Annotated in this window: 20 protein-coding genes; 12 read left to right on the forward strand and 8 right to left on the reverse strand. The window is 72.4% G+C overall.

Annotated features, from left to right (window positions below; translation table 11 throughout):
* Positions 1-51 precede the first annotated feature (51 nt).
* Positions 52-1,182: an LAETG motif-containing sortase-dependent surface protein gene (locus ACZ56L_RS19685; protein ID WP_471065299.1), complete on the reverse strand. Its 1,131-nt coding sequence runs from the start codon at positions 1,180-1,182 to the stop codon at positions 52-54.
* Positions 1,183-1,640: 458 nt separating this feature from the next.
* Positions 1,641-1,949, reverse strand: coding sequence for a chorismate mutase (locus ACZ56L_RS19690; protein ID WP_471065301.1), 309 nt, complete (start codon positions 1,947-1,949; stop codon positions 1,641-1,643).
* A 348-nt stretch (positions 1,950-2,297) separates the two neighbouring features.
* On the opposite strand from ACZ56L_RS19690, the gene guaA reads away from it, so the two are divergent.
* From guaA to ACZ56L_RS19720, 6 genes are all read left to right on the forward strand, one after another.
* Positions 2,298-3,872, forward strand: coding sequence for a glutamine-hydrolyzing GMP synthase (guaA, locus tag ACZ56L_RS19695; RefSeq protein WP_345228886.1), 1,575 nt, complete (start codon positions 2,298-2,300; stop codon positions 3,870-3,872).
* 125 nt (positions 3,873-3,997) lie between these two features.
* Positions 3,998-4,606: a Uma2 family endonuclease gene (locus tag ACZ56L_RS19700; RefSeq protein ID WP_401756683.1), complete on the forward strand. Its 609-nt coding sequence runs from the start codon at positions 3,998-4,000 to the stop codon at positions 4,604-4,606.
* 40 nt (positions 4,607-4,646) lie between these two features.
* A complete protein-coding gene (locus tag ACZ56L_RS19705) occupies positions 4,647-5,444 on the forward strand; it encodes a class II aldolase/adducin family protein (protein ID WP_345228884.1) in 798 nt (265 codons plus the stop codon).
* Positions 5,445-5,481: 37 nt separating this feature from the next.
* Positions 5,482-6,075, forward strand: a complete 594-nt coding sequence (locus ACZ56L_RS19710) for a hypothetical protein (RefSeq protein ID WP_471065303.1) — start codon at positions 5,482-5,484, stop codon at positions 6,073-6,075.
* Positions 6,076-6,181: 106 nt separating this feature from the next.
* Positions 6,182-7,459 (forward strand): hypothetical protein, encoded by a 1,278-nt coding sequence (locus ACZ56L_RS19715; RefSeq protein WP_471065304.1) that lies wholly within the window; start codon positions 6,182-6,184, stop codon positions 7,457-7,459.
* Between the two features lie 91 nt (positions 7,460-7,550).
* Positions 7,551-8,072 carry a DoxX family protein gene (locus ACZ56L_RS19720; protein ID WP_471065305.1) on the forward strand — a complete coding sequence of 174 codons (522 nt, stop codon included), beginning with the start codon at positions 7,551-7,553 and terminating at the stop codon, positions 8,070-8,072.
* On the opposite strand, the gene ACZ56L_RS19725 is transcribed toward ACZ56L_RS19720, so the two are convergent.
* Together ACZ56L_RS19725 and ACZ56L_RS19730 are read right to left on the reverse strand one after the other, a co-directional pair.
* A complete protein-coding gene (locus tag ACZ56L_RS19725) occupies positions 7,979-8,242 on the reverse strand; it encodes a hypothetical protein (protein WP_471065306.1) in 264 nt (87 codons plus the stop codon). The genes ACZ56L_RS19720 and ACZ56L_RS19725 overlap by 94 nt on opposite strands.
* Positions 8,229-9,527 carry a PspC domain-containing protein gene (locus tag ACZ56L_RS19730; RefSeq protein ID WP_468691682.1) on the reverse strand — a complete coding sequence of 433 codons (1,299 nt, stop codon included), beginning with the start codon at positions 9,525-9,527 and terminating at the stop codon, positions 8,229-8,231. The genes ACZ56L_RS19725 and ACZ56L_RS19730 overlap by 14 nt, the downstream gene beginning before the upstream one ends.
* A 141-nt stretch (positions 9,528-9,668) precedes the next feature.
* Between ACZ56L_RS19730 and ACZ56L_RS19735 the strand changes: the two genes are divergently transcribed.
* The 3 genes from ACZ56L_RS19735 (at position 9,669) to ACZ56L_RS19745 (ending at position 12,860) form a co-directional block, all read left to right on the forward strand.
* A complete protein-coding gene (locus tag ACZ56L_RS19735; protein ID WP_345228878.1) occupies positions 9,669-10,982 on the forward strand; it encodes an ATP-binding protein in 1,314 nt (437 codons plus the stop codon).
* The gene (locus tag ACZ56L_RS19740; protein WP_345228877.1) at positions 10,979-11,677 is read left to right on the forward strand and encodes a response regulator transcription factor; all 699 of its coding nucleotides are present in this window, start codon (positions 10,979-10,981) and stop codon (positions 11,675-11,677) included. The genes ACZ56L_RS19735 and ACZ56L_RS19740 overlap by 4 nt, the downstream gene beginning before the upstream one ends.
* A gap of 64 nt (positions 11,678-11,741) precedes the next feature.
* Positions 11,742-12,860 carry an alpha/beta hydrolase gene (locus ACZ56L_RS19745; protein ID WP_345228876.1) on the forward strand — a complete coding sequence of 373 codons (1,119 nt, stop codon included), beginning with the start codon at positions 11,742-11,744 and terminating at the stop codon, positions 12,858-12,860.
* A gap of 95 nt (positions 12,861-12,955) precedes the next feature.
* Here the strand turns inward: ACZ56L_RS19745 and ACZ56L_RS19750 are convergent, their stop codons facing one another.
* Together ACZ56L_RS19750 and ACZ56L_RS19755 are read right to left on the reverse strand one after the other, a co-directional pair.
* Entirely contained in the window at positions 12,956-13,123 is a 168-nt protein-coding gene (locus tag ACZ56L_RS19750; protein ID WP_471065309.1) for a hypothetical protein, read from the reverse strand.
* An 84-nt stretch (positions 13,124-13,207) separates the two neighbouring features.
* Complete coding sequence (locus tag ACZ56L_RS19755) at positions 13,208-14,275, reverse strand: C40 family peptidase (protein WP_468691686.1); 1,068 nt, start codon at positions 14,273-14,275, stop codon at positions 13,208-13,210.
* A 254-nt stretch (positions 14,276-14,529) separates the two neighbouring features.
* Here ACZ56L_RS19755 and ACZ56L_RS19760 point away from each other — a divergent pair, with 254 nt between their 5' ends.
* Positions 14,530-14,883 carry a hypothetical protein gene (locus ACZ56L_RS19760; RefSeq protein ID WP_345228873.1) on the forward strand — a complete coding sequence of 118 codons (354 nt, stop codon included), beginning with the start codon at positions 14,530-14,532 and terminating at the stop codon, positions 14,881-14,883.
* Between the two features lie 132 nt (positions 14,884-15,015).
* Positions 15,016-17,502 (forward strand): DNA helicase PcrA, encoded by a 2,487-nt coding sequence (gene pcrA / locus ACZ56L_RS19765; RefSeq protein ID WP_345228872.1) that lies wholly within the window; start codon positions 15,016-15,018, stop codon positions 17,500-17,502.
* 71 nt (positions 17,503-17,573) lie between these two features.
* Here the strand turns inward: pcrA and ACZ56L_RS19770 are convergent, their stop codons facing one another.
* Both ACZ56L_RS19770 and ACZ56L_RS19775 read right to left on the reverse strand, forming a co-directional pair.
* On the reverse strand, positions 17,574-19,226 hold the full coding sequence (locus ACZ56L_RS19770) for a M23 family metallopeptidase (RefSeq protein WP_471065312.1): 1,653 nt from the start codon (positions 19,224-19,226) through the stop codon (positions 17,574-17,576).
* A gap of 165 nt (positions 19,227-19,391) precedes the next feature.
* On the reverse strand, positions 19,392-20,225 hold the full coding sequence (locus tag ACZ56L_RS19775; RefSeq protein WP_471065314.1) for an esterase/lipase family protein: 834 nt from the start codon (positions 20,223-20,225) through the stop codon (positions 19,392-19,394).
* Between the two features lie 405 nt (positions 20,226-20,630).
* Here ACZ56L_RS19775 and ACZ56L_RS19780 point away from each other — a divergent pair, with 405 nt between their 5' ends.
* Positions 20,631-21,044: a cobalamin B12-binding domain-containing protein gene (locus ACZ56L_RS19780; RefSeq protein WP_345228869.1), complete on the forward strand. Its 414-nt coding sequence runs from the start codon at positions 20,631-20,633 to the stop codon at positions 21,042-21,044.
* Positions 21,045-21,374 lie beyond the last annotated feature (330 nt).

The following is a 21,374-nucleotide window of genomic DNA, read 5'->3' on the forward strand; positions in this document are numbered from 1 at the left end:
ATCCCCCTCCGAATGCAGCCCCCCTCACGTCACGCGGTCACGCCCGCGTCATCACGCCTGCGCCTTCTTGCGGCGTACGACGAACATCGCGCCGACGCCCAGCGCCACGGCCGCGCCGCCCGCCAGGGCGAACATCGGCAACTGCGAGGAGGCGCCGGTCTCGGCGAGGTTGCCGGTGACCGGGAACTTCTGGACGTCGCCCTGCGGCTTGTGGTCCGGACCCGGCTTTCCGGGCTTCTGGCCGGGCTTGCCGGGCTTGGCATCGGGGCTGCCGGGCTTGCCGGGCTTCTCGCCGGGCTCGACCGGCTTGGCCTCCTCCTCCTTGCCCGGGTCGGTGCCCGGCTTCAGGACGGCGAAGGCGACCTCGGCGCCGTAGTTCTCGGCGATGCACTCCTTGCCCTTGACGTTGGCGAGGTAGGCGCCGGTGCCGAAGGTGTAGCTGTCACCGGCCGGGGCGTTCTTGTCGATGCCGACCCGCAGGTCGATCTTCACGAACTGGTTGGGCCGGATGTTCTCGACACCCCAGAAGTAGTCGCCCGCGAGGTCCTTGTCCCCGATGCCGATCCACTTGCCGGACTCCGGCTCCTTGAACTGGAGCGTGACGAACTTGCTGAGGAACTTGTCCTCGTCGAGCTCGTAGTTCTCCACCTCGGCCCAGAACGCGACCTCCTTGAGGTCGGTCTTGGAGACGTTGGAGAGCTGGAGCGAGAAGTTCTTCCAGCCGCTGCCCGCGACGATCTTGCCCGGCAGGCCGGAGATCTTCGCGTCGAGGGCCTCCTCGACGAAGCCCTCGTCGATCTCCTCGCAGTACGGGGGCATCTCCGGAACGCCCTCTTCGTCGCCCTCGCCGGGGGCGGGCTTGTCATCGGGCTTGTCGGCCGGCTTGTCGCCCGGCTTGTCCGCGGGCTTCTCCCCCGTGACACCGCCCGGCTTGTCGGCGGGCTTGTCGCCGGGCTTGTCGGCCGGCTTGTCCGCGGGCTTGTCGCCCGGCTTGTCGGCGGGCTTCTCGCCCGTGACGTCGCCCGGCTTCTTGTCGTCCTGGGACGCGCCCGGGACGGGGGTGGCCGTCGGGGTGGAGCCCGGGACCGGGGTGTCCGCGAAGGCGGCCGTCGCCGACAGCAGCGAGACGGGGGCTATGACGGCCGTGGCGGCCGCGAGGGCCAGGGAACGGCGCAATTTCATGGGACCTCAGAAAGTCTGGCGTGCCCACTACGGGGGACGTGGCACGAGATGTGAGGGGCCAAGGTGCTGGAGTCGCACCAATGTCCACAGATACGCAGGGGAGACTCATGATCGACGCAGAGGGTTGTACGCGCGGATGCGCAATCCTCACGTGATCTGCGCCACCACGCGCCCTGCGGCGGCCGAGAGGGGGGGGCAACCCTGCCGACCGGCTCCGGGCGTCCCCGGAGCCGACCGCCTGGGGCGACCGTGCGGCTGTCCCCTGCCGTCCGGTCGCACACGCTGGAGCGAGGTCCCACGACGTACCGGCCGAGCCCGTACGTCTCACGCCCCAGCCGGGGCCACGCGTGGCACCGGGACCAACGAAGCCGCCGACGCCCCGGTCACGCGCCGTACGAGTGACCGCAGGAACGCACGCGCCCCCCTGCGCGCCCGCAACCCGGGTGCCCGGAACCCCTTCAGACGCGGCCCCGGCACAGCTCCAGCAGCGTCAGGGCCAGCGTCGTGCCCGGCTTGCCGAGGGCGTCCCGGTAGCGGGTCAGGATCTCCGTCTCGCGCGACAGGTTCACCCGGCGCCCGCCCGAGGTGATCCGGGCCTCCTGGATGACCGCCGAGACGGCCATCCGCTCCTGCACGAGCCCGATGATCCGGTCGTCCAGCGCGTCGACGCGCCCGCGCGCACCGGTGATGAGGGCGGCCGCGTCCTCGGTGCGCGCTCCGGTGGCCTCGGTGGTGGCGGCGGCGCTGGTGGTGGTGGCGTTGCTCATGTCCGTACTCCTGGGGTGAGAGAAGCGCCCGCGGCGGGCCACCAGGTCCGGAAACGACAGAACGCCCCGGGCCTGTCGGCCCGGGGCGCCTGGGAAGTCGCTTGTCAGTTGCTACAAGCAGCACGACCGTGGCAGCCGGACGGGCCGGGTGCCATAGGTAAAGACGAAGGTCGTGTACGAGCGCATGGAGGGCATTATGGCCCCCGCGCCCCGCACCGGCCAACGCGGGCCCGGATGATGAGACGGGCGTCCCAGGAGCGGCCGCCGTCGCGGCCGTCCAACGGGGGCATCGGGCGACCCCGGTAGAATCGACATTCCCGACCCCTTTTTACCGCCGGAAGGCCGCCCGTGCCCGCAGCGCCCCTTGCCGCCCCCGACGTCGTCCTCGTCGTCGACTTCGGCGCGCAGTACGCCCAGCTCATCGCCCGCCGTGTCCGCGAGGCCCGGATCTACAGCGAGATCGTCCCGAGCACCATGCCGGTGTCGGAGATGCTCGCGAAGAACCCGAAGGCGATCATCCTCTCCGGCGGTCCCTCCTCGGTGTACGCCGAGGGAGCCCCGGCCATCGACCGCGCGCTCTTCGAGGCCGGCGTCCCCGTCTTCGGCATGTGCTACGGCTTCCAGATCATGGCCACCACGCTCGGCGGCACCGTCGACGACAACGGCGCCCGCGAGTACGGCCGCACCCCGCTGAAGGTCACCCGTTCCGGCTCCACGCTGTTCGAGGGCACCCCGGACGAGCAGTCGGTGTGGATGTCGCACGGCGACGCCTGCTCGGCGGCCCCCGAGGGCTTCACCGTCACCGCGTCCACCGACGTGGTCCCGGTCGCCGCCTTCGAGAACGACGAGAAGAAGCTCTACGGCGTCCAGTACCACCCCGAGGTGCTGCACTCCACGCACGGCCAGCAGGTCCTGGAGCACTTCCTCTACCGGGGCGCGGGCATCGAGCCCACCTGGACGACCGGCAACGTCATCGAGGAGCAGGTCGCCCTCATCCGCGAGCAGGTCGGCGACAAGCGCGCCATCTGCGGCCTGTCCGGCGGCGTGGACTCTGCGGTCGCCGCGGCCCTCGTCCAGCGCGCCATCGGCGACCAGCTCACCTGCGTCTACGTCGACCACGGCCTGATGCGCAAGGGCGAGACCGAGCAGGTCCAGAAGGACTTCGTCGCCGCGACCGGCGCCCGGCTGGTCGTGGTGGACGCCGAGAAGCGCTTCCTGGACGCACTGGCCGGCGTCTCCGACCCGGAGACCAAGCGGAAGATCATCGGCCGCGAGTTCATCCGCGTCTTCGAGCAGGCCCAGCTGGAGATCCTCCAGGAGGACGGCCCGGAGGTCGCGTTCCTGGTCCAGGGCACCCTGTACCCGGACGTCGTCGAGTCCGGCGGCGGCACCGGCACCGCGAACATCAAGTCGCACCACAACGTGGGCGGACTCCCCGACGACATCGAGTTCGAGCTGGTCGAGCCGCTGCGCCAGTTGTTCAAGGACGAGGTCCGGATGGTCGGCCAGGAGCTGGGCCTCCCGGAGGAGATCGTCCAGCGCCAGCCGTTCCCCGGCCCCGGCCTCGGCATCCGCATCGTCGGCGAGGTCACCAAGGAGCGCCTGGACCTGCTGCGCGACGCCGACGCCATCGCCCGCGAGGAGCTGTCCGCGGCCGGTCTGGACCGTGAGATCTGGCAGTGCCCGGTGGTGCTGCTCGCCGACGTGCGCTCGGTGGGCGTGCAGGGCGACGGCCGCACCTACGGCCACCCGATCGTGCTGCGCCCGGTCTCGTCCGAGGACGCCATGACGGCGGACTGGACGCGCATGCCGTACGAGGTCCTCGCGAAGATCTCGACGCGCATCACCAACGAGGTCAAGGACGTCAACCGCGTCGTCCTCGACGTCACGAGCAAGCCGCCGGGGACGATCGAGTGGGAGTGACTCCCCAGCTCGGACCCGCTTGAGGTCAACGCCGACGCCGTCGCTCATTCGTTTGGGCGGCGGCGTTGTCGTATCCGCTGGGTACGCTCAATCGACAGGCGAGACTCCGTCCCATGGGAGCAACCATGAGCGCCGCACGTGACTACGAGCTGCCCGAGGACTACGAGTGGCCCCGCCCTCCCGCGGGCGGCTGGCTCGCGGACGACCTCGACACGCTTCCCAATCTGCCTCCGCACACGGAGCTGATCGACGGGAGCCTCGTCTTCATGAGTCCGCAGACCCGCTTCCACAGCCGTACCCTGCTCCTTCTGGAGACGGCGCTGTGGGACCAGGCCCCTGAGCACCTTGAGGCCATCCGGGAGATGACGGTCAAGTTGGACGACCGGAACCGTCCGGAGCCGGATGTGCTGGTGGTGCCGGTGGACGCGGACTCCGGGCCCCGGCAGACCTGCTTCCGGGCCGAGGACGTCGTCCTCGCCGTCGAAGTCGTCTCCGACGAGTCCCGCGACCGCGACCGCGAGGTCAAGCCCCGGAAGTACGCCGCCGCCGGCGTCCCGCACTTCTGGCGGGTGGAGGAGAACGAGGGGCTGCCGGTCGTGTACGTCTACGAACTCGACCCCGCGATCAAGGCGTACGTCCCGACCGGCATCCACCACCGCACCCTCAAGCTGGACGTCCCGTACCCGATCGGGATCGACCTCACCGCGATCGACCGGCGCCGCGGTCCCCGCTGACCCCTTTCCCCCCGCCGTACCACCCGGTAGCTTCCGCCCCATGACCGCCGAGCTGCCCGCGCCCCCGCCCGTCCCCCTGGACCGGCTCGACTTCTCGATGCCGCCCGTGCACGACGACCCGGCCGACGAACGCCGCTACCGCAAGGAGCGGCTGGCGGGCGCGCTGCGGATCTTCGCCTCGTACGGGTACGAGGAAGGCGTCTCGGGGCACATCACCGCCCGCGACCCCGAGTACGCCGACTGCTACTGGGTGAACCCCTTCGGCCTCGCCTTCGCCGACGTCACGGTGAGCGACCTGCTGCTGGTCAACGGGGACGGGCAGGTCGTCCAGGGCCGCCGGCACGTCAACCAGGCCGCGTTCACCGTGCACGCCCAGGTGCACAAGGCGCGCCCGGACGTGGTCGCCGTCGTGCACACCCACTCGGTGCACGGCCGGGCCTTCTCCGCGCTGGGCGAGCTGCTCGACCCGATCACCCAGGAGTCCTGCGCCTTCTACGAGTCCCACGCGCTCTACGACGCGTACACGGGCGTCGCCGTGGACCCCACCGAGGGGCGCTGGATCGCCGGGGCGCTCGGCGGCCACAAGGCGGTGATCCTGCGCAACCACGGGCTGCTGACGGTGGGCGACTCGGTGGACGCGGCGGCCTGGTGGTTCCACACCCTGGAGCGGTCCTGCCAGGTGCAGTTGGCGGCCATGGCGGCGGGCAAGCCGGTGCTGATCGGGCACGAGGAGGCGGTCGGAACGCGCGACCAGATCGGCGGGGACCTGGTCGCGTGGATCAACCACCAGGCGATGTGGCGCCGGATCAGCCGGGCGGAACCGGAGCTGCTGGACTGAGGGCCCCGCGGGCGAGGGCCCGGCGTACGTTGGGCGGGTGATCGGGAAGAGAGCGGTACTCCGGGCGGCCGTCGCGGCAGTGGCGTGCGGCGCCGTGACAGTGCTCGCGGGGCTCGGCGCGCTCCTGCACTGGTGGAGCGACCCGGACTTCGCGCGGGCGGCCGTGCGTGCGCCGCTCTGCGGTCCCGACACGGGTTCCCTGCACATGAACGGGGGCTGCCTGACCACCGATCCGTACGTGGTCACCGGCAAGCAGCCGAGCGAGGGGCCGCACGGCTCGGGCACCTGGCTCCACCTGAAGCCGGTCAGCGATTTCGACGACTGCGCGGAGTGCGACAACACCGCACGGGCCCGCTTCGCGGCGAGCGGGCCGGTGGTGCGGAACGTGCGCGTCGGCGACCTCCTGAACGCCTCCAGCCTGGGCTTCGTCGGCATCCTGGAGATCCGGCGCGACGGTGCCGCCCAGCGATCCCTCGACGACCCCGCCGGCATCGCCGACGCCCGCCTCGCCCGCGCCCTCACGGTTCTCACCCTCGGCGGCGTCCTGCTCGCCTCCGGCAGCCACGCGCTGCGCCGCTCAAGCCCCCTGCGCGTCAACACCGCGTCCGGGCCGTCACCCCTCCCCACCTGAACCCCCGGGCGCCCCGGCCGTTCCGTACGGCACAATTCCCTTTCAGCACATGAACGTTCACATGTTGATAGTGAGTCGGTCGTTACGGGAAAGGGCGGCGTCTGTCGTGGCGGTGCACGAGGCGAGGCAGAGCACGCACGGCGGAGGGCACGGCGGGGGCTGCGTCTGCGGGAGCTGTCCGGGCGGGGCCCGGGAGGGGCACCGGCGGGCCGTGGCCGCCTTTCTGGCCAAGCGCGACGAACTCGCCGACGGGGAGGGCCTGCCCACCGCCGTCGCGCACTCCACGGGCGCGTCCCGGCAGTGGGTCTCCGACGAGCTGACCCGGTCCGCCCGCGAGGTCGCCGACCGCTCCCGCCAGGCCGGCGAGACATGGCTGCGGAACCTGTGGCGCGGAACGCTGCTCGCGCTGTGGGGCGGGGTCGTGGTCCTCGCCCTGGTGCAGGCGTTCACCGCGATCGGTACGGGCTGGACCCCCGCCCGTACCGCGGGGCTCGTCGCAGGGGTGACCGCGGCGACCGCGCTCACCGCCGCGGCACGGGTGCACCGCTCCCGCGGCGGGCTGCTCGCCCCGCTGATCGGCGAGGACAACCGGCTCTCCACCTCGCGCGCCGTCGCCGCCTGCTGGGTGCTGCTGGCCGTCTTCGCGGTGCTCGTGCTCGCGGTGGAGCTGGCCGGGGCGTCGGACCCGGCCGACCGGGACGCGCTCGTCGCCGGGCTGGAACTCGAGCGCTGCGCGGGTGTGCTGACCGTCCTCGCGCTGACCTGTGCCGTCGCCGTGCTGCTGCGGCACGTGGTGGGCACACGGGTGCGCAGGCAGACCCTCCAGAAGGTGCGGGCCGACCGCCCGCGCGCCGCCGACCTGCTCACCGACGACTCCGGGCGGGGCGACTTCGGCGACATCGCCTACGTCCTCGCGTCGGGCGTGGCCGTCGTCTTCGCCGCGGTACGCCTCGCCAGGCGGCCCGAGCAGCTCCCGGACCTGCCGTGGGGGCTCGCCCTGCTCGTGGCGGTGTCCGCGGCCGCCTACCTCGCCGGGAAGTTCGCCGAGGGCGGGCGGCCGGTGGTGCTGTCGGTCGTGCGCGCCCGGGAGGCGGGCGACCTGGACGGCCCGATCCGTACCGGCGACGACATCGAGATCCGCGGCGCGGGCTTCGTGCCGCCCGGGGCGCACACCCCCGACCTGCTGGCCCGCGTGGTCGTGCGCATCGGCCAGGTCCACGTGCACGTCCCGCTGGTGCCCGTGCCCGGCGGATTCGCCAACCCCACCGACGGCGTGCTGACCGTGCCCGTACCGGTCGAGGTGGAGCCCGGCGAGGTCGAGGTCCAGGTGGTCACCGCGGCCGGCGCCGCGACCGGCAGCCACCGCATCGACGTCACCGACTGAGCACCGCGGCCCCGCCCGCTGCGCCCCGCCCTGCCGTCGAACGTAGGGTCGGGGAACGGACGGTGAGCGCGAGGAAGGCAGGGCCTGAGCCATGGCGTACGGATACGGGACGAACGGCACGCGCGCGTACGGGACCAACGCGCCACAGGGCCTCAAGCACACCGCGAGCCGCCACGCGCTGCTGCCGCTGCGCCTCTTCCTCGGCGTCACCTTCGGCTACGCGGGCCTCGACAAGCTCACCGACAGCGCCTTCCTGTCGGACAGCGGCGACGGCTCCGTCGGCGCGATGATGACCGCCGTCCGCGACACCTCCGCCGTGCCCTGGCTGGTGGACCTCGCGCTGAAGGCGCCCACCGGTTTCGGGTACGCCGTCGCGATCGGCGAACTCCTCGTCGGCGTCGGCACCCTGCTCGGCCTGTTCACCCGGGTGGCCGCCGTCGGCGGGGCGCTGATCTCGCTCAGCCTGTGGCTGACCGTCAGCTGGGCGGCGACCCCGTACTACTACGGCAACGACCTGCCCTACCTGATGGGGTGGCTGCCGCTGGTGCTCGCGGGGGCGTCCGTGTTCTCGGTGGACGCGATGCGCGCCCTGCGCCGGCGGCGCAATCCGTAGCCGACCGCGCCGACGACCGCCGCCACGACCAGGCCGCACGCCACCAGCGGGACCAGCGCCCACCACGGGGTGTCCCACTCGCCCGCCACGTCGGCGGCGTGCACCGCGACCGCCCCCAGCAGGGTGAGGCCCAGGACCGCGCGCCCGGGCTGGAAGTCATGACGCAGCACGTTCCACCGCCACCTGTCCGACGCCGACTTCGAGACGCAGGTCGACCGTGCCCGCGGGCCGTGCTCCCGGCGGCGGCACCAGGGTGCGCACCTCCTGCTGGTCGGTGTGGATGTCGATGTCGTCCGCGCCCTCTCCCGGCAGTCGGATGTCGCCCACGCCGAGCTCCATGTCGACCCGCACCGTCACGTCCCTCGGCACGACGACGCGCAGCGCCCCCGCCCCGACCTCGACCCGGGTGGCCAGTGTGCTGCCCCGGGGCACCGCCAGCCGGCTGAGGTCGAGCTGCCCCTCGCCCGCGCCCAGCTCGTACAGCGGCCGCACCTGCTGCGCGGTGGCCGGCCGCCAGTTCGTGGTGGCCCAGTCGGTGGGGATGTTCTTGGGGATGGTCGTCGCGGCCGTCAGCAGTCCCGCCGTGAGCAGCCCCAGGAAGATCGTCCCGACGCCGACCCGGCCGAAGAAGGAGCCGAGCACCAGACCGGCCCCGAACACCCCCAGCGCGCACGCCAGACCCGTCGCCAGGCTCACCCCCAGCGGGTCGCTGTGCCAGGTCGCCGCCGTGCCCGCCGCACCCGCCAGCAGGGCCGCCAGGAAGATCAGCCCGCCCAGGGAGCGCGGCCGGTGGTCGACCGCCCGCCACGGGCGCCGCGCGGGCGCGTCCCCGCCCGCCTCGTCGGCCGGCCCCCACAGGTACCCGTGCGGCACCGGGCCGGTCGTGCCGTCCTTGACGATCGGGTCCCGCCACCAGGAGGGCGCGCCCACCACCGGCGGCGCCTTCGTCTCCGGCGGCGCCACCACGTCCTGCACCTGCGTCGCCCCCGGCTCCTCCAGGGCGGCGGACCTGCGCTGCCGGGACCACACCGTGCTCGCCCCGACGACCAGCAGCAGCATCACGGAGAACCCGAAGACGCCGCCGTTGTGCCGCAGCGACAGGAACATCCCGCAGCCCACCAGGGCCAGCAGCACCGCGATCAGCGCCGGGCCGTCGACCCGGCCGGTCAGCAGCCGCTTCCCCTCGTTCTCGTCGTCGCCCTCCAGGGGCACCACCAGCCAGGCGAAGCCGTACGCGATCAGTCCGATGCCGCCGGTCACCGAGGTCACCGCGAGCACCACCCGGAAGATCACCGGGTCGACGTCGAAGTACTCGCCGAGCCCGCCGCACACCCCGCCGACCGCGCGGTGGCGGCGGCTGCGGTGCAGCGGCCGCCGGGGCGCGGCGTCGGACGGCGCGCCGGGGTCCGGGCCCGCGGCAGGCGCCGCCGGTGCTGCGTCGTGGACTTCTGTCATACGCCCATGGTGACGGCCTCCGGCGGGGCGCGGCACCTGGGGCGACCCTGGCTGATCCCTGATTTCCACGCCGCCGCCACCTCGGGGAATCGGGGGTTTACCCCCATGTGCCGGGCCCCGGACGCGTGTGACCATCGAGGCATGTCGTCCACCGCCCCGAGCCGCCGAGCGGCCCGCACCCCCGCCGCCGAGCAGGACCCGGCGGGCCCGCGGGCCACACCGCCGCGCAAGCTCTACCGCAGCGCGGACGGCCGGATGCTCGGCGGGGTGGCCCGCGGGCTCGCCGGCCACCTCGGGCTGCCGGTCGTCTGGGTGCGCATCGCGTTCTTCGCGCTGTTCCTGATGCAGGGGCTCGGCGCGCTGCTGTACGCGGTGTTCTGGTTCTTCGTGCCGCTGGGCGTCGGCGGGGTGAACGCCGAACCGCGCAGCGTCTTCGAGACGCTCCCCGACGGGCGGCGCAGACTGCGGATGCCCGACAAGGGGCAGATCGTCGCCCTGATCGCGCTGTGCGTGGGCGCGGCCATCTTCATCGGGAACGTCGACACCGCCGGCAACGAGCGCTATGTGTGGCCGCTGCTGCTCACCGGCGCCGGCGTCGTCCTGGTCTGGCGGCAGGCCGACAACGCGCGGCGCGCGCACTGGACCGAGGGCGACAGCCGCCGGCGCCGCACCCTCCAGGTGCTGCGCGGCATCGCGGGCGTCGCCCTGGTCGCCGTCGGCCTCACCGTGTTCATCGTCGTGCGGGGCTCGGCCGCCCAGCTCGGCAATGTGCTCACCGCCGCCCTCGCCGTGATCGCCGGCGTCGGACTGCTGGCCGGGCCCTATCTCGTCCGCATGACCCAGGACCTCTCCGAGGAGCGGCTGATGCGCATCCGCGCCCAGGAGCGCGCCGAGGTCGCCGCCCACGTCCACGACTCCGTGCTGCACACCCTCACCCTGATCCAGCGCAGCGCCGACGACGGCTCCGAGGTGCGCCGCCTGGCCCGCGCCCAGGAGCGCGAGCTGCGCAACTGGCTCTACAGGCCGGAGGGCACCGGCAAGGACGCGGGGGAGGAGCCGAGCACCCTCGCGGAGGCCGTGAAACGGTCGGCGGCGGAGGTGGAGGACAAGCACGGGGTGCCCCTCGAGGTGGTCGTCGTCGGCGACTGCCCGCTCGACGACAAGCTGACCGCGCAGATGCAGGCCGCGCGCGAGGCCATGGTGAACGCCGCCAAGTACGGTGGCGGGGGCGGGGCGGTGCAGGTCTTCGCGGAGGTCGAGGGCCGCACGGTCTTCGTGTCCGTGCGGGACCGGGGCCCCGGCTTCGACCTCGACTCCATTCCGGCCGACAGGATGGGCGTACGAGAATCGATCATCGGCCGGATGGAACGTCACGGCGGAACGGCGACCCTGCGTTCCGCGCCCGACGGGGGCACGGCAGTGGAGCTTGAGATGGAGAGGGCGGCGGACGCATGACCGAGCAGCACAGCACCACGGAGAGCGCCGGGGAACGGCACGTCAGGGTGGTGCTGGTGGACGACCACCGGATGTTCCGCACCGGCGTGCAGGCCGAGATCGGGCAGACCGCGACGACCGGCGTGGAGGTCGTCGGCGAGGCGGCCGACGTCGACCAGGCCGTCACCGTCATCACCGCCACCCGCCCCGAGGTCGTCCTGCTCGACGTGCACCTGCCGGGCGGCGGCGGGGTGGAGGTGCTGCGCCGCTGCGCCCCGCTGATGGCGGACCCGGAGCGGCCCGTGCGGTTCCTGGCGCTGTCGGTCTCCGACGCCGCCGAGGACGTCATCGGGGTCATCCGGGGCGGCGCGCGCGGGTACGTCACCAAGACGATCACCGGCGCGGACCTGATCGACTCGGTGTTCCGGGTGCAGGACGGCGACGCGGTGTTCTCGCCCCGGCTGGCGGGCTTCGTGCTCGACGCGTTCGCGTCGACGGACGCGCCGCCGGTCGACGAGGACATGGACCGGCTCACCCAGCGCGAGCGCGAGGTGCTGCGGCTGATCGCGCGCGGATACGCGTACAAGGAGATCGCCAAGCAGCTCTTCATCTCGGTCAAGACGGTCGAGTCGCACGTCTCGGCGGTGCTGCGCAAGCTCCAGCTCTCCAACCGGCACGAGCTGACCCGCTGGGCGACGGCCCGCCGGCTGGTGTGAGCCGCGCGACAGGCGGCGGCCGCGCGCAACCGCCGCCCGGAAAGGGCCCTCTACTCACCATGTGATGAGTCTGACCGGGACCCCCTTCTTCGTGATCGCGATATGCCTGCTCGTGATCGCTTTTGTTCTGCCGCTGGCGTTCTGGAGCCGGCTGCGGGGCCCTGCCGCGGTGCGTGGCCTCGTCCGGCTGCTGATGCTGCTGTTCGCGCAGCTCACCGCCATCACGGTCGTGTTCGTCGCGGTCAACAACGCCAACGGGCTGTACGACACGTGGGAGGACCTCCTGGGCACGGGCGACCACGCGGGCGTCGCCGCGGACCTCGGCCCCGACGGCACGGGCGGCCGCAAGCTCTCCGAGCAGCCCAAGGAGGCCGCGGTCTTCCGGCCCGTCGACGACCCCAAGGTGGGCGAGGGCGTACGGGTCACCGACCTCAAGGGGCGCATCTCGGGCGTCGAGGGCGAGGTGTACGTCTGGCTGCCGCCGCAGTACGACGATCCGGCGCACCGCGACAAGAAGTTCCCCGTCGTACAGCTGCTGCCGGGCTACCCGGGCTCGGCGAAGGCCTGGTTCGGCGCGCTCCAGGTGAACAAGCAGCTCAAGCCGCTCATGCAGCAGGGCAAGGTGAAGCCGTTCATCCTGGTGTCGCCGCGCACCACGCTGCTGGGCGACCAGACCGACACCGGCTGCGCGAACACCCCGGGGAAGGTCAACGCGGACACCTGGCTGAGCGTCGACGTCCGCAAGATGGTCACCGACACCTTCCGGGCCTCGGACAGGGCGGCCGACTGGGCGGTCGGCGGCTACTCGGCGGGCGCGCACTGCGCCGCCAAGCTGGCGATCGCGCACCCCGACCGCTACCGCGCGGGCGTCAGCCTCTCCGGCTTCAACGACCCGAACGGCGAACCGGCCGCCCTCACCGCCGCCACCCCCGAACTGCGCCGCGCCAACAACCCGTACTTCATGCTGAAGAACGCCAACGACGCCGGGAAGCCGCCGCACACCGCGCTGTTCCTGTCGGGCGCGGCGGGCGACGGCTTCGAGGCGGCGGGCGCGCTCAAGGGCGCGGCGAGGAAGCCGACGACGGTACGGGTGGTGAAGACCGTCGGACCTCACGGCACCAGTGTGTGGAAGACACAGGTGCCGGAGGTCTTCCGGTGGCTGTCGGAGCAGCTCGGGAAGTGATCCGGGGGCTCCGGGGCTCGGCGGGCCCTCGGGGCTCAGCGGGCCCGCAGCCCCGCAGACCCCTGGCGCCCAGGGCCCGGACGCGCCCCGGGGCCTCAGTAGCGGGCGCCGCCGTGGCCGCGCCCGCCGCGCAGCCGGCCGAGCAGCGACTTGGCCTGTGCGCGCCTGCGCGGGTCGGCGGCCTCGCGGCGGCCGCGGGCGATGGTGCGGCGGCCCTGCGGGCTGCGGGCGTAGTTCTTGAGCTTGCTGATGATGCCGGGCATGGGGTTCCTCCGGTGGTCCACTGCGCCGTGGAGGTCACGGCCCTGCACCGCGTGTACCCCTGCCCGCCGCACTGATGCGGCCGATCACGCCGGCCGGGTCGCCCCCACCAACGGCATCTGGTCGATCGGCGCGATCCGCACCGGCGCTCCGGGACGCGGGGCGTGGATCATCCGGCCGTCGCCGATGTAGAGCCCGACGTGGGTGATCCCGGAGTAGAAGAACAGCAGGTCCCCCGGCGCGAGCCGGGACCGCGGAATCCGCTCTCCCGCGTTGATCTGGGTGTACGTGGTCCGGGGCAGCGACACCCCGGCCGACCGCCAGGCGGCCTGGGTCAGGCCCGAGCAGTCGAAGGAGGAGGGGCCCGTGGCGCCCCAGACATAGGGCTTGCCGAGGGCGGAGTAGGCGAAGGAGACGGCCTGCGAGGCCCGGGCGTCGGGCGCCCGGACGGCCCCGCCCGGCAGCTCCCGGTCCGCCGCCGCCCGCCCGGCGCGCTCCCCGTCGCCGCCGTGCCCGTCCTGGGCGGCGTACCGCGCGCGCTCGTCCGCGGTCAGCCGGGAGAGCAGTTCCTCGGCCCGGGCGATGTTCCGCCGGATCGTCTCCTTCTGCTTCTTCAGCACGCCCTCCTCCTGGGCGAGCCGGGCGAAGTGCCGGTCGGCCGTGCCCCGCAGCCGGGCGATCTGCGCGAGCTGCCGCTGCACCCCCCGCACCGCGGCGGCCTGCCGGTCCCCGGCCCGCCCCGCGACGGCGGCCCGCTCCAGGTACTGGTCGGGGTCGGAGGTGAGGGCGACCTGCACGGCCGGCTCGATCCCGCCGGACCGGTACTGGGCGGCGGCCATCGAACCGAGCGAGGCGCGCTCGGCGTTGAGCTGCTCGGTGCGCCGGGCGGCCTCGTCGCGGAGCAGGGCCAGGGACCTCCTGGTCCGTGCGGTCTTCTCCCGCACGCCGTTGTACGTCTCGGTGGCGGCCTCGGCGTCGTGGTAGAGCCGGTCGACCTTCGCCTTGATCTCGGCCGGGGTGGGGCGCGGCGCCGCCTGCGCGGCGCCCTCCAGTGCGGTGGTGCCCGCGGCGCCCGCCAGTGCGAGGGCGACCGCGGTGGTGCGGGCGGTGCTGCCGCCGAGTGAGCGCTGCTTGGGCTTCCGGTGCGCTGCCACGAGGGCGTTCACGTCCTTCCACGGGTACGGCCGGTGCGGGTGGGGGAGCCGGCCATCTGGGGAGGGACGCTAAACCCGGCCGTCACGGGGCAGCCTTCGAACGACCGCTAATGCCCGGAAGTGCTCAGCCACTGGTCGTGGACGATCACGACGGCGGAGGCGGAATCACCGCTTCCGTGCCCCCCGTGACCGATGGGGCGGAACGGCCCGCCCTGCCGCGTGAGGCGTGCTAACGGCTGATTAGGCTCCGCCCCATGGACGTACTCCTCAATGTCTTCGTCGGCCTGCACATCATCGGTATCGCCTCCCTCCTCGGCGGATTCCTGACCCAGATGAAGGCGATGGGCGCGGGCACCGCCCGCTTCAGCCCCGCGATGCTGCACGGCGCGCTGACCATGCTGGTCACCGGGGTCGCCCTGGTCGGCCTCCACCAGGCCCAGGGCCACGGCGTCAACAACCTCAAGATCGGCGTCAAGCTGGCGGTCCTCGTGGTGATCCTGGGCCTCGTCTACGTCAAGCGCGACGAGGAGAAGGTGGAGAAGGCCCTGTTCGGCGCGGTCGGCGGGCTGACGGTCGGCAATGTCTTCATCGCCGTCCTGTGGAACTGAAACGGACGGAACCGCTTGCCGTGAGGGCCCGGTCACGTACGGTGGCGCCCGGCCGGAACCGGCCCCGTACGACCGTGCTTCTGCCGGAATCCGGGCCGGGTTGTCGGTGGGGCCGCCTAGACTCGGTAGGCGATGAGCAGCCTCTTTGACGACAGCTTCCTGGCCGACCTCCAGAACAAGGACGACTCGGCCCCGCCGCCCCCGGAGGACACCCACGAAGGTGCCCCTCCGGAGGAGGTCCCGCACGACCTGTTCGAGGGGAAGTTCGACGGCCCGCCGCCGCCCCGGGACGGCTACTACCGGGACGGCGCCCCCCGCCCGGTCCTCGACCCGGCGGCCCTGCTCGACGGGCTGAACGACAACCAGCGCGCCGCCGTCGTGCACGCCGGCTCGCCGCTGCTCATCGTCGCCGGAGCCGGTTCCGGCAAGACCCGGGTGCTCACGCACCGCATCGCGCACCTGCTCTCTGCGCGCGGTGTGCACCCCGGGCAGATCCTCGCGATCACCTTCACCAACAAGGCCGCCGCCGAGATGAAGGAGCGCGTGGAGGCCCTGGTCGGCCCGCGCGCGGGCGCGATGTGGGTGTCCACCTTCCACAGCGCGTGCGTGCGCATCCTGCGCCGCGAGTCCAAGAAGCTGGGCTTCACCTCGTCCTTCTCGATCTACGACGCCGCCGACTCCAAGCGCCTGATGGCCCTGGTCTGCCGCGACCTGGACCTCGACCCGAAGAAGTTCCCGCCGAAGTCCTTCAGCGCCAAGGTCTCCAACCTCAAGAACGAGCTGATCGACGAGGAGACCTTCGCCGGCCAGGCCGCCGACGGCTTCGAGAAGACCCTCGCCCAGGCGTACGCGATGTACCAGTCCCGCCTCCGCGAGGCGAACGCGCTGGACTTCGACGACATCATCATGACGACGGTGCATCTGCTCCAGGCGTTCCCGGACGTCGCCGAGCACTACCGGATGCGCTTCCGCCACGTCATGGTGGACGAGTACCAGGACACCAACCACGCCCAGTACACGCTGGTCCGCGAGCTGGTCGGCCCCTCCGGCCCCGGCACCGCGCCCGGCGAGCTGTGCGTCGTCGGCGACGCCGACCAGTCGATCTACGCCTTCCGCGGCGCGACGATCCGCAACATCCTCCAGTTCGAGGAGGACTACCCGGACGCCACGACGATCCTGCTGGAGCAGAACTACCGCTCCACCCAGACGATCCTCACCGCCGCGAACGCCGTCATCGAGCGCAACGAGAACCGCCGCGCGAAGAACCTCTGGACCGACGCCGGCGCGGGCTCCCTGATCACCGGGTACGTCGCCGACACCGAACACGACGAGGCTCAGTTCATCGCCGAGGAGATCGACCGCCTCACCGACGCGGGCGAGGCCAAGGCCGGCGACGTCGCCGTCTTCTACCGCACCAACGCCCAGTCCCGCGTCTTCGAAGAGATCTTCATCCGGGTCGGCCTGCCGTACAAGGTCGTCGGCGGCGTCCGCTTCTACGAGCGCAAGGAGGTCCGGGACATCCTGGCCTACCTGCGCGTCCTGTCCAACCCCGAGGACACCGTCCCGCTGCGCCGCATCCTCAACGTGCCCAAGCGCGGCATCGGCGAGCGCGCCGAGGCCATGATCGACGCGCTCTCGCTGCGCGAGCGGATCAGCTTCCCGCAGGCCCTGCGCCGGGTGGACGAGGCGTACGGCATGGCCGCCCGCTCCACCAACGCCGTCAAGCGGTTCAACACGCTGATGGAGGAGCTCCGTACGATCGTCGAATCGGGAGCCGGACCGGCCACCGTCCTCGAAGCGGTCCTGGAACGCACGGGCTACCTCGCCGAGCTCCAGTCCTCCACCGACCCCCAGGACGAGACCCGCGTCGAGAACCTCCAGGAACTCGCCGCCGTCGCCCTGGAGTTCGAGCAGGAGAACGGCGACGAGGACAACCCGGGCACCCTCGCCGACTTCCTGGAGAAGGTCGCGCTGGTCGCCGACTCCGACCAGATCCCCGACGAGGACACGGACGGCTCGGGCGTCATCACCCTGATGACGCTGCACACGGCCAAGGGCCTCGAATTCCCGGTGGTCTTCCTCACCGGCATGGAGGACGGCGTCTTCCCGCACATGCGCTCGCTGGGCAACACCAAGGAGCTGGAGGAGGAGCGCCGCCTCGCGTACGTCGGCATCACCCGCGCCCGCGAACGCCTCTACCTCACCCGCTCCACGCTGCGCAGCGCCTGGGGCCAGCCCTCGTACAACCCGGCCTCCCGCTTCCTGGAGGAGATCCCGGACACCCACCTGGAGTGGAAGCGCACCGGCGCGCAGATCCCGGCGGGCCCGGTCTCCTCCGGTTCCCGGGGCGGCGGCGTGGGCGCGGCGGCAGCCTCGCTGTCGTCGTCGCTCGCCAACTCCCGCTCCCGCAAGGGGCCCTCGGGCTTCGCCACCGGCCGGGGCGCGGACAAGCCGGTGATCAACCTCGCCGTCGGCGACCGGGTCACGCACGACCAGTTCGGCCTCGGCACCGTGATGACGGTGACCGGCTCGGGTTCGGACGCGCAGGCCACCATCGACTTCGGCGACGAACGCCCGAAGAAGCTGCTGCTGCGGTACGCGCCGGTCGAGAAGCTGTAGCACGTCGCCGTACGACGACGCGGGGGCCGCACCGGATGTCCGGTGCGGCCCCCGCGTCGTACGGGTGCGTCTTACGACGGGTCCAGGCCGTGGCTGCGGAGCCAGGCCAGCGGGTCGACGGCGGAGCCGCCGCCCGGGCGGACCTCGAAGTGCAGGTGCGCGCCGGTGGAGTTGCCGGAATCGCCCGCGTAACCGATGACGTCGCCGGCCTTGACCGTGCCGGAGCGCATCTTGGTGCGGGAGAGGTGGCAGTACCAGGTCTCCACGCCCTTGGGCGAGACGACCTTCATCATGTTCCCGTACGCCGAGTTGTACTGGTAGCTGACCGTGCCGTCGGTCGCGGCCATCACCGGTGTGCCCATGTCGACGGGGAAGTCGATGCCCGTGTGGACGGCGGCCCAGTTGACGCCCGCCTGACCGTAGTACGCGCTCAGCCCGTGCTGCTTGACCGGCAGGACGTACTTGGGGCGGGCGGCCTCCTTGCGGGCGGCCTCCTCGGCCTTGCGCTTCTTCTCGGCCGCCTGGCGTTCGCGGAGGTCGATGCGCTCCTGCGTACGGCTGGCGCGGTCGCCGAAGTCGCGGGCGTTGGCGCTGACTCCGGCGGCCATGGTGTCGAGCTTGTTGTTCACGGCGACGGGCTTCACGGTCGCCGGATCGGCGACGGCCATGGCCACTGGCTTCTTCGCCTCGTCGGCGCCGGCGACTCCGCCGATGGAGGCCGCGGCGATTCCTGCGACGCCCATGACACAGGCGGAGGGGACGGCGACGGTGAAGAGGGCGGAGCGCTTGGCGGGCGGGCGGCGGCGGCCGCGGTTCGCGGGGACACGGCGGTCGGCGCGGGAGCCGGCCGCCGCGGGTTCCGGCTCGGGGCCCGGACCGGAACCGGCCTCGTCGTGGGCGTGGGGGGTGCGGGGGGTGACGATCGGGAACTCGGTGGTGTGGACGTCCATTTCACCGGTGAGGTGTCCGGGGGCGTCCGGTTCACCGGTGAGGTGCCCGGAGGCGTCCGGGGTGTCCGGAGCGTCGTGGCCGGTGTTCCAGGCGGTCGCGTCGAACGCGCCGGTCTCCGGGCTGGAATCGTAGGGCTGCCACGGGTGACCGGAGGAGGGGTCGGCGGGGTGGGCGAACTGCGTGGCGTCGAACTGACCGGTCTGGTTGTGCCCGGTGTCGAGGTGTCCGGCGTCGGTGTGCCCGAACTGTCCGGCGTCGAACTGGCCGGTGTCGAAAGCGCCCTGGTGCACCTGGTGGACCCGGTTCGCCTCGTTCCACGCGGTGGCGTCCCACTGGCCGGTTCCCGGGTCGGCCGCCGCCGGGCCGGTCCCCGGACCGTCGGCCTGGTAACCCCGGGTGTCGTACGACGGGCCGCCCTGCGCCGGGGCGTCCGCGAGGTTCGTCCACGTGCCGGTGGTGTCGTAGCCCTGTTGCGGGGTATGCGAGCCGTACACGTCGTACCCGGCGGAAAGGTTCTGGTGTGAACCGGTGTCCCACGCGGTGGCGTCGTACTGGCCGCTGTGGTCGCTGTGATCACCGGTGCCGGGCAGTCCGCCGAAGAGCGGATCGGTGCCGAAGTTGCCGGTGGGGTACGTGTCGTACCCGGCGTGGGGTTGCTGGTCGTTCACCAACGTCTCTCTCGCCTCGGCAGCAGGACCTGTCTTCCGGGAGCCATGAGCACCCAGAGTGAAAGCAGTGGCGCGACTGTACCCGGCGGTATGCGGCGGCGACAATCTCCCGCAGGTTTTGAGCAATCAGGAACCGGGCAATCAGCCGCCTTTTGGCGGACGGCGGGCACCGGCTTGGCGCTGCGTTCGGCGATTGTTCGAGGAATGCGAGGGCTTGATCACCGCACATTCACACGCCGCGCACTCGTCCGGGTGTTTGCCTTCGCGGCGTTACGCCACCCGGACTCCGACGGCGGTCCCGTCCGCGTCGGCCGGTGCCCGGAGTTCCTGCCGGATTGTGGCGGCGACCGCGGGGTGCACCGGCAGAGTGAGATGACCGACGCCGCTGACCTGCACATTCGTCGCGACGAGATCGGGATGGTGGAGGCGGGCAGTTTCCGTGGGGACCATTATTCGATCAAGGTCACTCCAGAAACTCACGAATCGAGTGCGGCATCCCGGGGCGGGCAGGGCGAGTTCCGCGATCAAGGAAGAGCCGGGGCGCATCTGCCGTACGAGGGGGTGCGCGCTCATCGGCGGCGCGACGCGCGTGCCCTCGTGCGGAGTTCCGAGAGTGATGAGTGTGCGCACGCGCGTGTCGCCGCCGAGCCGTTGCGTGTAATAGCGCGCGATCAGGCCGCCCAGGCTGTGCCCGACGATGTCGACGCGGGGGTGTCCCGTCCGCGCGCAGAGGTCCTCGACGTGCCGGGCGAGGAGCTCGGCGGCGGTGCGCAGGTCGCAGGTGAGGGGGGAGTAGTTGAGCGAGGTCAGGTGGTGCCAGCCGTGCCGGGCGAGGGAGCGGCGGAGCGGGACGAACACGGAGCGGTTGTCGACGAAGCCGTGCAGCAGGACCACCGGGGGGCGGCCGACGGCCGCGGTGAGGAGCGCGGACTCGGCCCCGGCCCCGTCGCTTCCGCGCCCCGGGCGGGTCCCGGGACCGGCGGACTGCTCGGGGCGCATCCCGGCGGGGTAGAGCATCACATGCCCGAGGAGGACCGCCAGTTCGAGAGCGGCAGCCCGCAGCAACGGGATGAGGGGGGCGGGCGGGGGAGGAGAAATGCTCATGGCGGCCGACCTTCCGGACAGCACACGGGAGACGGCTCCGTCCCCGGGTGCCCTCGTGGGGGTGCTGCGCCGAGGCCGGGCGGGTCGGGAGGAAAAGAGCGGCCGCACCACCGTGCCGTGCGGCTGACGGCGCGCTGGTGCGGCGACCTCGTTGCGGCCCCCCGTGCGACGGCCCCGCCACGGCTGTTGCTCCCGGGCTCCTGACGACCCGGGGCGCGGTGCCGGACGGTGTGGGTGCGACGCACAGCGAACGTGTTTCTCACCGTGTGATTTCCCCCTCTGTCTCCACCGCGAAACGGCGGCGTGCGGGATGCTGTGGATAACGTTCGTTCACTTCCCCGCTCCTCCTGGGGCGGGGGGACGTTGCGCCAACGGCGGCGCGGTGCGTACTGGGAGGCAGCAGCGATGGGTGTTACGGGTCCGATCCGTGTGGTGGTGGCGAAGCCGGGGCTCGACGGGCACGACCGGGGGGCCAAGGTCATCGCGCGGGCGCTGCGCGACGCGGGCATGGAGGTCATCTACACGGGCCTGCACCAGACGCCCGAGCAGATCGTGGACACCGCGATCCAGGAGGACGCGGACGCGATCGGCATGTCGATCCTCTCCGGTGCGCACAACACGCTCTTCGTGAAGGTCATCGACCTGCTGCGGGAGCGGGACGCGGCGGACATCAAGGTCTTCGGGGGCGGCATCATTCCGGAGGAGGACATCGCGCCGCTGAAGGCGAAGGGGGTCGCGGAGCTCTTCACGCCGGGGGCGACGACGACGGAGATCGTGGAGTGGGTCCGGGCGAACGTGAGGCAGCCGGCGGGGGCGTGAGGTTGGGGCGTCGGGGGGGCTTCGGCGCGGGGTGGCGCGGGGCTTCGGTGTGCGGGGCGGCTTGGGGTGCGGGGCTTCGGCGGGCGGGGTGGCGCGAGGCTTCGGATGCGAGCCGGTTTGGGATGCGGGGCTTCGGCGGGGCGTGACTGCGGGTGCGGAGCAGCTTGGGGTGCGGGGCTTCGGATACGAGCGGGTTTGAGGTGCGGGGCCTCGGTGGGGCGTGACTGTGGGTGCAGGGCGCGGCTTCGGCGGGGCGTGACTGCGGGTGCGGGGTGGGGCTTCGGCAGGGTGCGGGTGCGGGGCGGCTCGGGGTTGCTGCTCATGCCGGGG

It is taken from the genome of Streptomyces sp. NPDC039736, from assembly GCF_055596485.1.